We start from the raw sequence: 13,028 nt of genomic DNA on the forward strand, positions 1-13,028 counted from the left end.
CCGCCGCATAGTCCCGCCATGAGCGTTCCCCCGACAGCCGATCCCGAGGAGGCCGCGCGCCGGGCGGCGCTCGCCGCCCGCGACGGGCGGGCGGACGGCACCTTCGTGTACGCGGTCCGCACCACCGGGGTGTATTGCCGCCCGAGTTGCCCGTCGCGGGCGGCCCGGCCCGAGAACGTCACCTTCCACCGCACCTGCGCGGAGGCGGAGGAAGCGGGCTTCCGGCCGTGCCGGCGCTGCAGGCCGGACGAGCCCGGCCCCGCCGCGCGCCGGGCCGAGGCGGTGGCCCGGGCCTGCCGGCTGATCGAGTCCGCCGAGACGATGCCGCCGCTCTCCGAACTCGCCCGCGCCGCGGGTCTGAGCGCCTACCATTTCCACCGGGTGTTCAAGGCCGCCACCGGGGTGACCCCCAAGGCCTACGCGGAAGCCCGACGAGCCGGGGCCCTGGCCGCCGCGCTGCCGAAGGCCACCACCGTCACGGCGGCGCTCTATGACGCCGGCTACGCGACCGCGAGCCGGTTCTACGCCGGCGCCGCCGAGCGTCTCGGCATGGCGCCTGCGGCCTATCGCAAGGGCGGGCTCGGCATCCGCATGCGCTTCGGTGTCGGCGCCTGCAGCCTGGGGGCGATCCTGGTCGCCGCCACGGAGGCCGGCCTCTGCGCGATCCTGCTCGGCGACGACCCCGAACTTCTCGTCCGCGACCTGCAGGACCGGTTTCCGGGGGCCGAGATCGAGGGGGGCGACCCCGCGTTCGAGGCCTGGATGGCGCGGGTCATCGGGCTCGTGGAGGCGCCGGGCACCGGCCTCGACCTGCCCCTCGACATCCGCGGCACCGCGTTCCAGCAGCGCGTCTGGGCGGCCCTGCGGGCGATCCCGGTCGGATCGACCGCCACCTACGCGGACATCGCCCGCGCCATCGGGGCGCCCACGTCCATGCGGGCCGTCGCCCAGGCCTGCGGGGCGAACCACCTGGCGGTGGCGATCCCGTGCCACCGGGTGGTCCGCTCGGACGGATCCCTGTCGGGCTACCGCTGGGGCGTGGACCGCAAGCGCGACCTGCTCGCGCGCGAGGCGGCGGGCTGAGGCGGTGCCCGGCTGACCCGCTCTGCTGCGTGTCCCGCAATGACGCGGCGATCATGACGACGTCGTCAGCTGGCCATCGCGCGAGGTCGGGCAGATACAAGCCTCAGCGCCGGCCGCCGCCGGGTGGGCCGCCGAAACCGCCCGGTCCGCCGCCCGGGCCACCGAATCCTCCGCCGGGGGCTCCCGGGACCGCGCCGGGACTACCGCCCGGTGCGCCGCCGAAGCCGCCGCGCGGCGGTCCGAATCCGCCGGGGCCGTCCGCGCCGGGGATGCGGCCGGCCCCGGGCCGGGTGTCGATCGTCGGGCCCGGGGAGCCGCCGAGCCCCCCGAACGGGCTCTGCCGGTTGCCGGGCTCGGCGCCGAGGCGTCCGGGGACGTCGCGGGGCAATTCGGGCAGGTCGGGCAGCTTCTGCAGGTCGAGGCGGTCGCGCTCCCGCTCGAACCGCGGCGCGTCCGGCGACTGCAGGCGATCGGGCGCGATCCGGTCGTCGATCCGGAGCCGCTCCATGGTGAGCCTGCCATCCGGGGCGATGTCGGCGGTGAGCACGCCGCGGACGCTGCCCTGGCGCGGCACCCGCAACCCCGCGCGTCCCGACACGGCGAGGCCCGAGCCGAGGTCCAGTCCCCCGCCGGCGCGGCCGATATAGGCTTCGACCGACAGCGTCCTCAGGCCGGGCGGGAACGGCAGCCCGACCTGGGCGGCGTTGGTCACGGCGAAGGCGCCGGCCTCGGTGGCGCCGGTCACCAGGGCGCGCTGGCCCGGGGGCAGGGCGTCGGCGCCCTTCAGGCGGAGGCCTCCGATGGAAAGGCCGCCGCCCGCGTCGCGGCGCACCGGCCCGGCGACGCGGTCGGGCCCGAAGCTGCGCGGCTCGATCAGGCTCGCCACGATCACGCCGTCCGGCCGGCGCAGGCCGCTCACGGCGACGCGGGTGCCGGGCTTCCAGTCCCCCGTGAGGTTCCCGGTGGAGACCCGCTGGCCGAGCACGATCATCCGCCCGGGCGCGAGCGATTCCACCGGCCCGACCACCTCGCTGGCCACGTCGATGCGGCTTGTGCCGAGGCCGCCGTGCTCCGGCCGGGCGACCACGTGCACGACATGGCCGATCTTCAGGTCGGCCGCCTTGGCGGGCTCCCCGTCGATCTCCACCGCGACCTCGGGCGGGTAGGCGATGCGCAGGTCGTTGACGACGATCGAGCCGAAGCGGCGGATCGTGCCGATCACCCCCGTGCCGCCGATGCCGCGATCGCCCTCGCCGAGGGCACCGTCCTTCGGCTCGTCGGTCATCTTCATGCCGGTGCCGCCGATGCCCTGGTCGCGCGGGTTCTCCTGGGGCCGGGCGGCGCCCGGCAGCAGCGTTGCGGTGCCCGCGAGCAGGCGCAGGACGAACCGGCGGTTTGGCGAGGAGCGCACCGGCCGGCCTCTCAGCGCCCGTCCGTGGACCGGGCCGGCGGCGCGGCCTCGGCGTAGACGTAGAGGCCGAAATTCCAGCGGTGATCGCCGCCGGAATCGGTCTGGCAGGCGGCATGCGCCTCCCGGTTGGCCTGCTGCAGGGCCTCCATGGCGATCTCGCGCGCCCGCGCCTCGAGCTTGGCCGCAAGCGCTTCGGACAGCCCGTCGTAATGCACGGCCCGCTCGAGGAAGCGCGGTTTGTCGCCGACGATGTTGGCGACGCTCGCCGCGATATGGTCGTGCAGGTTGCGGCCGAAATAGTAGAGCTGCGGCTCGGCCGCGCCGTCCCCGCGCGGCACGTAGGCCGCCTCAGCCAGAACGATCCGGTCCTGCGGGTCCAGGAAGGCGAGCCCGCGGTCGAGCCATTCGTCGAGCACCGCGCGGGGACGCAGGTCGCGGGTGATGCCGGAGACCAGAGCCTCGAAGGACGGCGCGCCCGCATCCGCGGTCCGCGGCAGCGGCAGCGGCTGGCCCTGCGGATCGGTGAAGGCCGGGTCGGCGATCCAGCGGGCGATGATCCGGCTCGTGCGCGAGACCACGGCCGGAACCGCGCTCACCGGCGCCCCGGCCCCGCGCAGGCGCCGCACCTCCTTGCGATGGATGCCGGTCAACAGGGAGACCCGGCTGTCGGTCTGCTCCTTGCCGGGCAGGGCGAAGTCGTACTCGGCGACGTTCACGTAGAGCTCGCGCAACAGGTCTGTGAGCGCCGGGAACGTGATTCCCCGGGCCACGAGCAGGCGGACCAGCGGGCGCAGGAGCCGGGCCAGCGGCGCGTGCAGGCTGGCGCCCTCCGGTTTCGTGTCTGCGGTCTCGGACATGGTCGCATGGTTAGACGATGTGTCGTGGGAGACAATCCCACGGCGTGCGCGTCCACACGCTCGACCGGCGATTTTCCGTTGACGTGGGAATTTTACACACGTAGTCGGAAAGCGTGGTCAAATTTCCCACGTCATTGATGGGGCCGGGACGATGAGTGCAAAGACGCGTAGACTGGTCGCCGAGGCGCTGCCGCCGCTCACGCTACCCGCGAAGGCGCCCTCTCGATCCCGCCAATCCGATCCCATGCCGCGGCTCAGGCGGATCGCCTGCCTGCTGACCGCGCTCGCACTGCCGGCCTTCGGCACCGCCGTCGCGGACACGGCTCATCGTGCCGACGCGACGAAGGCGTCACAGGACGCAGCTCCCGATGCCTATGGGCACCCGCACCTGCAAAGAGATGCCACGCTAGGCCGCCCGCGCGCGGGTTCCCGTTCGTGATCGCCGTGTCCAGGATCATGACCGACCGCGACCGGCAGGCGCCGAACTGCGGCGGGGCACCGATCCTCGATCTCGCGCTCTGCCTCATCCTCTCCGTGACCGTCGTCGGGCTGCTGCTGCTCGCCCTCTGAAGCCTCGCGCGACCGCCGCCCTGGCGCGGCACGCGCTCGGCTGTTGCGCCGGGCAGGGGCCTCGAAGACGCGATTTGGCACACACAGCTATGGAAGGATGCTCCGCCAGGGTGGAGGGGCTGGACCTCTCCGATCCGACCACCGGCTCACCCGAGCGAGATACTACAACGCCAGCGATCCGGCGTATTGCGGTGCCGGCAAACAGGATTCGGGAACCGCGTTGACGCGCGCCGGTGTGAAGTACCGATTTTAGTCAACATTCGTGGCGATCGATCTTGACGATATCGTTGCGCTCGGCCGCAATGCACGGCGTTCGGCTCCGCGAATCCATCGGCCGGCCGGGATCGTCCGCGCCAGTCCGGTGACACGGATGTCGCATGCCGCGCCGGTACCGCCGCGCGGCGTCAGGAGGCATCACCGATGCAGGATCGGCCGTGAACGCTCCCAGCCTGACCACCATCGCGACGGCCCTGCTGACCCTCGGTCTCGCCGTCGGCACTGCGACCGCGCAGGAGATCGTGCCGCCCGGGCCATCAAACCGGGGCGCCCTCCTGATCTACGGCAATTTCTGCGGGCCGGGGAACCGCGGCCCCGGCTACGCGCCGATCGACGCGCTCGACCTCGCCTGCGCGCATCACGATTCCTGCTGGCCGGACCCATCCCTGGGGCTGCTGCCGGCCTGCTCCTGCAATCGACGCCTCGGCGTCGAGGCCGGCGTGGTGGCGCGCGACCCGCGGGCGCCGGTCGAGACGCGGCAGACGGCGCGGTTCATCGCGGACTTCGCGACCGCGCTGCCTTGCGCGGACGCATCGGCGCAGATGCGCTGATCAGGCGGCGTCGGCTGGGTTGGCGGCAGCCTTGGGACCGCCCTTGGCGACGCCGACCAGCGCCGGGCGGAGCACCCGCTCGCCGATCACGTAGCCGGTCTGCACGACCTGCACGACGGTGCCGGCCGGGACATCGGGGTTCGGTACCTCGAACATGGCCTGGTGCCGGTTCGGGTCGAACTTCTGGCCCTCCGGCTCGACGGGCTTCACCCCGTGGCGCTCGAGGGTCTTGGCCAGGTCGCGCTCGGTCAGCTCGATGCCGTCGATCAGACCCTTGAAGGCGCCGTCCGCGGCGGCCTTCGCGTCGGCCGGGACGCTGTCGAGGGCCCGGTGGATGTTGTCGGCCACGTTGAGCACGTCGCGGGCGAAGTTGGTGACCGCGTAGGCGCGCGCGTCCGCGATCTCCCGCTCGGTCCGGCGGCGCAGGTTCTCCATCTCGGCCAGCGTGCGCAGCATCCGGTCCTTCAGCTCGTCGCGCTCGGCGGTGAGGAGGGCCAGGGCTTCGGCCACCGGATCGACGGACGCCCCGGCGGCGCCCGTGCCCGGCGACGCGGTCTCCTGGGCCGCGCTGGCACCGGCCTCGACCGTGGTCTGGCGCTGGTCGTCCTGGGACATGTCGTTGCTCGTCATCGCGTTTCAGTCGTCGGCGGGAATGGGTGAGGAGAATCCAATGCGGCGCTGATATCTGACCCGGGGCGGCCGAAATCAACCCGCCCGCTCACGCCTCGCGTGGCGGCGGCGCGGCGACGAGGGCCTCCAGGCCCTCGGCCCTGAGGACTGCGACGTCGCCCGCGAACACCTCCAGCATCGCCTTGCGGATCGCCGCCTGCCGGTCGGGCTGCGTCACCCGCGTGCCGGTGAGGTCGGTCACGTAGAAGACGTCCACCGCGCGCTCGCCGAAGGTGGCCACGTGCGCCGAGGTGATGTTCAGCGACAGCCGGCCGAACGCCGTGGTCAGCTCGTAGAGCAGGCCCGGCCGGTCGAGGCCGGTCACCTCCACCACGGTCTCGCGGCTCGACAGGGCGTTGTCGATCCCGACATCCGGCGGCACCAGGAAGGTCTTGGCCTGGGCACTGGTCGGCGGGTGCTTGTCGGCCACCAGGTCGGCGATGCGGATCTCGCCTTTCAGGGACCGCTCGATCGCGGCCGTGATGCGCTTGCTCCGGCGCAACTCGTCCTCGTCGCGCTCGAAGGCCCGGGAGATGAAGATCGTGTCGAGGGCGAAGCCGTCGGTGGTGGTGAAGATCTGCGCATCGACGATGTTGCTGCCGGCCGCCGCGCAGGCCCCCGTGACGATCGCGAGCAGGCGCGGGTGGTCCGGGGAGTAGATCGTGACCTCGGTCACGCCCCGCACCGGGTCGAGGGCCACGTCGGTGGCGCTGGTGCGGCCCTCGCTCAGCACGTCGCGGAGGAAGACCGCGTTCTTGATCTGGCGCGGGCTGTCGACCTTCAGCCAGTAGGCCTGGCCGTGGCGCGCCGCGTAGGCGTCGAACTCATCCGAGGCCCAGCCGGGCAGCTGCTCGCGCAGGCTCATCTGGACGAGTCGCACCCGGTCGGTTCGGGCGATCTCGGAATGGCCGCCCGAGAGGAACACCTCGGTCTCGTCGTAGAGGGTGCGGACGAGGGTGCCCTTCCAGGCGGTCCAGACGCCGGGGCCGACCGCGCTGATGTCGGCCACCGTCAGGATGGTCAGGAGCTTCAGCCGCTCCAGGCTCTGCACCACCGAAGCGAAGCGCTCGATCGTCTTGCCGTCCGACAGGTCGCGGCTCTGCGCGGTCATCGACATCAGCAGGTGATGCTCGACCAGCCAGGCCACGGTCTCGGTCTCGGCCTCGGTCAGCCCGAAGCGCGGGCAGAGCCGCGCGGCGATGGCCGCCCCGGCGATCGAGTGGTCCTCGGGTCGGCCCTTGGCGATGTCGTGCAGCAGGATCGCGGCGTAGAGCGCGGTGCGGTTGTGGATCGTGTGGATCAGGCGCGAGACCAGTGGGTAGGCCTCCTCGGCGCGGCCCGACTCGATGGCAGCCAGGATGCCGACGGTGCGCAGCAGGTGCTCGTCCACCGTGAAGTGGTGGTACATGTTGAACTGCATCATCGCGACGATGCGGCCGAAATCCGGGATGAACCGGCCGAGCACGCCGGCCTCGTTCATCTCGCGCAGGGCCTCCTCGGGGGCGTTGCGCGAGGTCAGGATGTCGAGGAACAGCCGGTTGGCTTCCGGGTCCGCCCGCAGGGTCGGGGTGATCAGCCGGCGCGACCGGTTCGCCAGCCGCTTGGCGTCCGGGTGGATCGCGAGGTTGTGGCGGTCGGCCAGCCAGAACAGGCGGATCAGGTTGACCGGGTCGCGCTCGAACGCGTCCTCGGCGCGCAGGTTCACCCGGCCGTGGTCGATCCAGAAATCCTCGGCTTCGATCGCGGTGGCGCGGAAGCGGTCGCGGAAGCGGCCGATCCAGCGGTCGAGCACCGGCGTGCGCTTGGCGTGGCGGGCCTCCAGCTCGGCGCAGACGATGGCGGTGAGGTCGCCCACGTCCTTGGCGACGCGGAAATACGCCTTCATGAAGCGCTCGACCCCGGACAGCCCGCCCCGGGCCTCGTAGCCGAAGCGCTCGGCGATCCGCGGCTGCAGCCCGAAGGACAACCGCTCCTCCGCCCGCTTGGTGACGAAGTGCATGTGACAGCGGACCCGCCACAGGAACTCGTCGCAGCGCTCGAACAGCGCGTATTCCTCCTGGGTGAACAGGCCGGCGCCGACGAGCTCGATCTGGTCGCGCACCCGGTAGGTGTACTTGGCGATCCAGAACAGGGTGTTCAGGTCGCGCAGGCCGCCCTTGCCGTCCTTGACGTTGGGCTCGACCAGGTAGCGCGAGGTGCCGGCCTTCGAGACCCGGGCATCGCGCTCGCGCAGCTTGGCGTCCACGAATTCGGCGGCCGAGCCGATCACCAGCTCGGCGTCGAAGCGCGTCACCAGCTCCTCGAACAGGACCCGCGTGCCGAACAGGTAGCGCGCCTCGAGGAGCGCGGTGCGGATGGTCATGTCGGCCTTCGCCTCGCGGAGGCATTCCTCCACGGAGCGGGTGGCGTGGCCGACCTTCAGCTTGAGGTCCCACAGGACGTAGAGCATCGCCTCGACGACGCTCTCGGACCACGCGGTCTGCTTGTAGGGCAGCAGGAACAGCAGATCGATGTCGGAGCCCGGCGCCATCGTGCCCCGGCCGTAGCCGCCGGTGGCGACCACGGCGAGCTGCTCGCCGGTCGAGGGGTTGTCGTTGGGGTAGAGCTGCCGGACCACCGCGTCGTGGATCGTTCGCACTACGGCGTCGGTCAGGTCCGACAGGGCCTGCGCGCAGCCGAGGCCGTTGCGGTCCTGCAGAAGCTGCGCCTCCGCGGCGCGGTGGCCGTCCTCGATGACCCGGCGCAGCTCGGGCACGAGCGCGGCGCGCAGCTTGGTCGGCTCGCGGGCTTCGCGGTCGAGGTTGGCGAGGACCGTTTCGAGGGCGGCGGCGGGATCGAACATGCCCCCCGTTAGCATGATATGCCTACGCCGCCAGCCGGGCGGTGATGCACGGGGCACAGCGGTCCCTCCCGACCCGCATGCCATCCCGCGTCAACGAGGGCGCCGGCGCGGACGGTCACGGTTATTCCGCGGCCGGCAGGTTGAGGGCCAGCAGCCGCGCGGTGCGTCGCTTGGCCGTCGCCCCCGGCGCCGAATCGTCGGCCCGCCGCCGCGCATCGGAGATCGCCGCGTGGACGCCGTCCACCGCCAGGATCAGGGCGCTCACGGTCCGGGCGTCGATGCTGCGTTCGCGGGCGTAGCAGACGACGTCGGCCACGAGCCCGTCGGTCTCGATGGCGATCTCATCCAGCTCGGCTGCGCTGGTGGCGGCCCGGACCTCACGCATGATGTCGAGCAGGCGGTCGAGCACGATGTCGATGCGCTCGCGGCGCTTGCGGGCCAGCCGCTGCCCGATCCAGGCGATGCCGGAGCCGATCGTGCCGCCGAAGAAGGCCAGCAGGTAGATGTAATCCTCATAGCGATCGAGGAAGGTCTGCTGCTCGCGCTCGAAATAGTCGACCGCGCCGGGATGGTTCGGCAGGCGCGCCGAAGTCGCCGCGACCGTCGTGTCGAAATCCGGCGCCTTCATCAGCTTGGCGGCCGGAGCCGCGGCGGCGAGTCGCGAGCGCCACTCGAACAGGTGCTGCGTCGCCGAGGCGATCGCGACCCGGCTGACCGAGCCCCGCGCCATCAGGCGATAGGAGGCGCCGACGGTGCGGACCTCCTCGTCCGGGCGCTTGGGACGTCCGCCGAAAGTCCCGGCCGGGATCGTCAGGGACTGCAATTCGGGGAAGCGCTGCAGGATCGCGTCTCCGTCCGGGATCGACACGAACCCGATCTTCCGGTCGGGGGACCCCATCTCGATGGCCCGCACCACCGCGCCCGCGATCTTCGAGGCGGGGCTCGCGATCACCGCCACCGCGTCGACGCGCTTCTCGGAGAGTGCCGTCGCGACCTCGCCGAGCTTCAGCGGCACCACCTGAACGTGGCCGGATGCGATCTCGGCCGCGGGCTCGGCCTCCGGCGCATCCGCCCCGGGGCTGTCGGGCAGGAGGTCGTAGAAGGAGAGCAGGTTGGTCAGGAACGGCAGGTCGGCACTGTGGCGCACGACGATCCCGAGACGCTTGCGCGCCAGCGCCGGCACGTCCTCGATCTCGGCCCCCTCGGGCGCGGCGATCACCAGGGCCTCGTCGTGCAGGATCGCCAGGGTCAGGCCGTTCTCGGGCAGGAACACGTCCGGCCGAACCACCGCGAGGTCGGCCCGGTTGCGCTGGAGCGCCAGGGCGCTGTCGCGCACGTCCGAGAAGCGGACGACCTTGAGGCGCACGTCCTCGCGGCTCCGGTCGAGGGCGTTCGCGTAGGCCTCGATGAGCGCGGCCTCGGCCCCGTCCTGGGGGCCGACCGCCACCGTCAGCGTGGTCGGACGGGACAGATAGACGATGCCGGCCGCGACCGCGGCTAGCCCGAGGGCCACCAGAACGAGGAGCCACTCGCGGCGCATCAGGATCGTCGCCGCGGCGCGCAGGCGTCGCCGCCACGGGCCGTGGGTGAGATCGGGCGAAGGACTTTGCTGCGGACCATGGCCGAGCCTGTCGCGTTGCGCGCGTTCCATCCCCACGTCATGGAACGCAAACCTGTCGAGATCGTGAAGAACCGGTGAAACCCACAAACGTTGCAGAATCCGGGCCAGGAACCCGCACTACGGAGCGTCGGCCGCCCGGCCCGGTCAGCGCGGCCTGGCTGCAGCGCGTCGCGCTCTACTACCTGGAGCGCTACAGCGCCTCGACCGAGATGCTGCGCCGGACCCTGGCGCGGCGGGTCGACAAGCGCGCTCGTCTGCGCGGCGAGGACCCGTCCGCCTTCGCCGAGATGATCGCCGCCACCGTGGCGCGGGCGGTCTCGGCCGGCCTGGTGGACGATGTCCGCTTCGCCGATACCCGGCTTGCCACGCTGCGCCGGCGCGGCACGTCGAGCCGGGGTGCCGCGGCGAAGCTCGCCGCCAAGGGGGTGCCCCGCGACGTGGTCGAGGCCACGATGCGGGCCGAGCGCGAGGCGATCCCCGAGGCGGAGGCCGCCGATATCGAGTTGCGGGCCGCCCGCGCCTACGCCAAGCGGCGCCGCCTCGGCACGCATCGCCGGCCCGACACGCGGGCGCTCCACCGCGACCGCGACCTCGGCGCCCTGGCCCGGGCCGGTTTCTCTTACGATCTTGCTCGCCGGGTGGTCGATGCCGAGCTGGACGAGCCGGAATGATCGATCAGGCGCGAGCCTTCGGCCGCTTCGGCTCTCGACTGGCGGCGCTTCGGTAGCAGACGGAAGACCTCCGGCACCGCGCTCGCCGGCTGCAGTTCGGCCAGTTCCGCGTCGGTCATCCTGGGATTGTCGGAGACCGCATCCCAGCCGCCAAGCGAGGCTGTTGAGTGCCGAGCAGAAGGTGTTCGTCGTCCTGTAACCCACTTGCAGGGATGCAAACGAGCGTCTACGTTATGACAAATGTCATGACGCCGCGGAGATAGGCATGATCTCGCTCAAGGTGACCCAGAACGGCAACTCCCTCAGCCTGACACTGCCGAAGGAGGCCTCCACCCGGCTCAAGGTCGAGAAGGGCGATGTCGTCCATCTGACCGAAGCGCCGGACGGGAGCTACAGGCTCACGCCCTACAACCCGGACTTCGAGAGCCAGATGGTCGTCGCGCAGGCGGTCATGAAGCGTCGTCGCGAGGCTCTTCGCGAACTCGCGAAGTAAGGCTCCGCCATGAGAGTCTGGGTCCGCAAGGACGTCGTATGCGCTCTGCACGACGAGCAGCTGGCTGAGCACGGCGGCTCGCCGGGCATCCGCGACGAGGGGATGCTCGATTCCGCGCTCGGCCGGCCGGAGAACCTGGAAGCCTACGGCGACCCTCCGCCCGATCTCGCCGATCTGGCGGCGGCCTACGCCTTCGGCCTCGCGAAGAACCATCCGTTCATTGACGGGAACAAGCGGGTCTCGATGGTCGTGACCGAAACGTTCATCGAACTGAACGGCCGGCAGCTGACCGCCATGAATGCTGAGATCGTCGCCACTTGGCTGGCGCTTGCCTCCGGCGAGATGGATGAAGCGGCGATGGCCGCCTGGATCAGGGCTCGGATCTAGAGCATCGTCCTGAAAGGTGGTTTCCGGCTTTCGGAAAAAGACGATGCGCTAGGAGAGATTTGCTCGCCACCGCTAAAGTACTGGCTCCCGTCGGCACCGACCGACAGCGCGGTGTTCCGGATGATCCGGCGCGTGCGGTGTGTCGCACATGAGTGCCTCCTCGGCAGGAGCGCACACTGAGGTATTGCCTGTGCGCAGGGTGCGGCATCGCGGACGGGGGCCGGGCACCGGTCGGCCTTGCCTCTTAAGGCCTCTCGTTCATTGTCTGTTCGATGGACGAAACCCTGGCCAAGAAACTGCGCATCCTGGCCGATGCCGCCAAGTACGATGCCTCCTGCGCCTCCTCGGCGGCGCCGAAGCGCGCGGCCGGGAAGGATGGGCTCGGCTCCACCACCGGGGCCGGCATCTGCCACGCCTACACGCCGGACGGGCGCTGCGTCTCGCTGCTGAAGATCCTGCTGACCAACTGGTGCCTGTTCGACTGCGCGTACTGCATCAACCGGCGCTCTTCGAACGTGAGGCGGGCGAAGTTCACCGTGGAGGAGGTCGTGAGCCTCACCCTGAACTTCTACCGGCGCAACTACATCGAGGGCCTGTTCCTGTCGTCGGGCATCATCAAGTCGCCCGACCATACGATGGAACTGCTCACCCGGGTGGCGAAGTCGCTCCGGCGCGACCATGGCTTTGCCGGCTACATCCACCTCAAGTCGATCCCGGAGGCGAGCCCCTGGCTGATCGAGGAGGCCGGCCTCTACGCCGACCGGCTCTCCATCAACGTGGAATTGCCCACCGAAGCGAGCCTGCAGCGCCTGGCCCCCGAGAAGGACGGCGCCGCGATCCAGAACGCGATGGCGCAGATCGGCGAGCGTATCGTCGAGGCCAAGGCCGAGAAGCGGCGCTTCTCCCCGGCCGGGCACTCGACCCAGGTGATCGTCGGCGCGGACGCCACCACCGACGAGGCCCTGATCCGCAAGAGCGCGCATCTCTACGGCAGCGTCGGCCTGAAGCGGGTCTACTACTCGGCGTTCAGCCCGATCCCGGACGGGTCGGCGATCCTGCCGCCGAAGCCGCCGCCCCTTCAGCGCGAGCACCGGCTGTACCAGGCCGACTGGCTGCTGCGGTACTACGAGTTCACCCCCGACGAGGTGGCGGACGCCTCCGAGGGCGGCATGCTCGCCCTCGACATCGACCCCAAGCTGGCCTGGGCGCTCAAGCACCGCGAAAAGTTTCCCGTGGACGTCAACAAGGCCGACCGGGAGTGGCTGCTGCGCGTGCCCGGCCTCGGCGCGAAGGCCGTGGACAAGATCGTGAAGGCGCGCCGCCACGCGACCCTGCGCCTCGACGACGTCGCCCGCCTGACATCGGGGCTGAAGCGGGCGCGCCCGTTCCTGAACGCCGCCGACCACCGCCCGGTCGGGCTCACCGACCGGCTCGACCTGCGCGAAAGGCTGGTCGAGCCGGCCCGGCAGCTGAGCTTGTTTTGATGAAGGCCGGAAGCGCGACTTTCCCTCCCCCCTCTGCGGGGGAGGGTGGGCCGGCCGTCAGGCCGGGTCGGGAGAGGGGCAGCGGGACGATGCGGGATGGCGCGGTCGTCGCG

11 protein-coding genes are annotated in these 13,028 nt (G+C 71.3%); 6 read left to right on the forward strand and 5 right to left on the reverse strand.

All coding sequences use genetic code 11. From position 1 onward, the window contains the following. Nucleotides 1-18 precede the first annotated feature (18 nt). On the forward strand, nt 19-1,083 hold the full coding sequence (gene ada, locus FV233_RS25065; RefSeq protein ID WP_147899122.1) for a bifunctional DNA-binding transcriptional regulator/O6-methylguanine-DNA methyltransferase Ada: 1,065 nt from the start codon (nt 19-21) through the stop codon (nt 1,081-1,083). Nucleotides 1,084-1,186: 103 nt separating this feature from the next. Here ada and FV233_RS25070 read toward each other — a convergent pair whose 3' ends face one another. Together FV233_RS25070 and FV233_RS25075 are read right to left on the reverse strand one after the other, a co-directional pair. Next, the gene (locus FV233_RS25070) at nt 1,187-2,494 is read right to left on the reverse strand and encodes a DUF5666 domain-containing protein (protein ID WP_147899123.1); all 1,308 of its coding nucleotides are present in this window, start codon (nt 2,492-2,494) and stop codon (nt 1,187-1,189) included. A gap of 11 nt (nt 2,495-2,505) precedes the next feature. Next, complete coding sequence (locus FV233_RS25075) at nt 2,506-3,351, reverse strand: DUF6502 family protein (protein ID WP_147856875.1); 846 nt, start codon at nt 3,349-3,351, stop codon at nt 2,506-2,508. Between the two features lie 1,004 nt (nt 3,352-4,355). Between FV233_RS25075 and FV233_RS25085 the strand changes: the two genes are divergently transcribed. Further along, nucleotides 4,356-4,748 (forward strand): hypothetical protein, encoded by a 393-nt coding sequence (locus tag FV233_RS25085; RefSeq protein ID WP_147856874.1) that lies wholly within the window; start codon nt 4,356-4,358, stop codon nt 4,746-4,748. Here the strand turns inward: FV233_RS25085 and grpE are convergent, their stop codons facing one another. The 3 genes from grpE to FV233_RS25100 all read right to left on the reverse strand — a co-directional run bounded on the left by grpE (nt 4,749) and on the right by FV233_RS25100 (nt 9,799). Then, nucleotides 4,749-5,363: a nucleotide exchange factor GrpE gene (grpE, locus tag FV233_RS25090; RefSeq protein ID WP_147899126.1), complete on the reverse strand. Its 615-nt coding sequence runs from the start codon at nt 5,361-5,363 to the stop codon at nt 4,749-4,751. It abuts the gene before it with no gap. Nucleotides 5,364-5,466: 103 nt separating this feature from the next. Continuing rightward, the gene (locus FV233_RS25095) at nt 5,467-8,259 is read right to left on the reverse strand and encodes a [protein-PII] uridylyltransferase (protein ID WP_147856252.1); all 2,793 of its coding nucleotides are present in this window, start codon (nt 8,257-8,259) and stop codon (nt 5,467-5,469) included. 121 nt (nt 8,260-8,380) lie between these two features. Continuing rightward, nucleotides 8,381-9,799, reverse strand: coding sequence for a TAXI family TRAP transporter solute-binding subunit (locus tag FV233_RS25100; RefSeq protein WP_147856253.1), 1,419 nt, complete (start codon nt 9,797-9,799; stop codon nt 8,381-8,383). Nucleotides 9,800-9,954: 155 nt separating this feature from the next. Between FV233_RS25100 and FV233_RS25105 the strand changes: the two genes are divergently transcribed. From FV233_RS25105 to FV233_RS25120, 4 genes are all read left to right on the forward strand, one after another. Continuing rightward, nucleotides 9,955-10,551 carry a RecX family transcriptional regulator gene (locus tag FV233_RS25105; protein ID WP_246690078.1) on the forward strand — a complete coding sequence of 199 codons (597 nt, stop codon included), beginning with the start codon at nt 9,955-9,957 and terminating at the stop codon, nt 10,549-10,551. Nucleotides 10,552-10,816: 265 nt separating this feature from the next. Beyond that, a complete protein-coding gene (locus FV233_RS25110) occupies nt 10,817-11,044 on the forward strand; it encodes a transcriptional regulator (protein ID WP_147899124.1) in 228 nt (75 codons plus the stop codon). A 9-nt stretch (nt 11,045-11,053) separates the two neighbouring features. Continuing rightward, entirely contained in the window at nt 11,054-11,431 is a 378-nt protein-coding gene (locus FV233_RS25115; protein ID WP_147856330.1) for a type II toxin-antitoxin system death-on-curing family toxin, read from the forward strand. Between the two features lie 272 nt (nt 11,432-11,703). Next, nucleotides 11,704-12,915, forward strand: a complete 1,212-nt coding sequence (locus tag FV233_RS25120) for a putative DNA modification/repair radical SAM protein (protein ID WP_147899125.1) — start codon at nt 11,704-11,706, stop codon at nt 12,913-12,915. Nucleotides 12,916-13,028: the final 113 nt, after the last annotated feature.

It is taken from the genome of Methylobacterium sp. WL7, from assembly GCF_008040085.1.
GTDB classification, from domain to species: domain Bacteria; phylum Pseudomonadota; class Alphaproteobacteria; order Rhizobiales; family Beijerinckiaceae; genus Methylobacterium; species Methylobacterium mesophilicum.

Excerpts from the sequence above, each read along its gene's own strand:
- FV233_RS25115 (WP_147856330.1), top strand. The coding sequence starts at position 11,054 with ATGAGAGTCTGGGTCCGCAAGGACGTCGTATGCGCTCTGCACGACGAG.
- FV233_RS25075 (WP_147856875.1), bottom strand. The coding sequence starts at position 3,351 with ATGTCCGAGACCGCAGACACGAAACCGGAGGGCGCCAGCCTGCACGCG.
- ada (WP_147899122.1), top strand. The coding sequence starts at position 19 with ATGAGCGTTCCCCCGACAGCCGATCCCGAGGAGGCCGCGCGCCGGGCG.
- grpE (WP_147899126.1), bottom strand. The coding sequence starts at position 5,363 with ATGTCCCAGGACGACCAGCGCCAGACCACGGTCGAGGCCGGTGCCAGC.
- FV233_RS25120 (WP_147899125.1), top strand. The coding sequence starts at position 11,704 with ATGGACGAAACCCTGGCCAAGAAACTGCGCATCCTGGCCGATGCCGCC.
- FV233_RS25095 (WP_147856252.1), bottom strand. The coding sequence starts at position 8,259 with ATGTTCGATCCCGCCGCCGCCCTCGAAACGGTCCTCGCCAACCTCGAC.
- FV233_RS25100 (WP_147856253.1), bottom strand. The coding sequence starts at position 9,799 with ATGCGCCGCGAGTGGCTCCTCGTTCTGGTGGCCCTCGGGCTAGCCGCG.
- FV233_RS25110 (WP_147899124.1), top strand. The coding sequence starts at position 10,817 with ATGATCTCGCTCAAGGTGACCCAGAACGGCAACTCCCTCAGCCTGACA.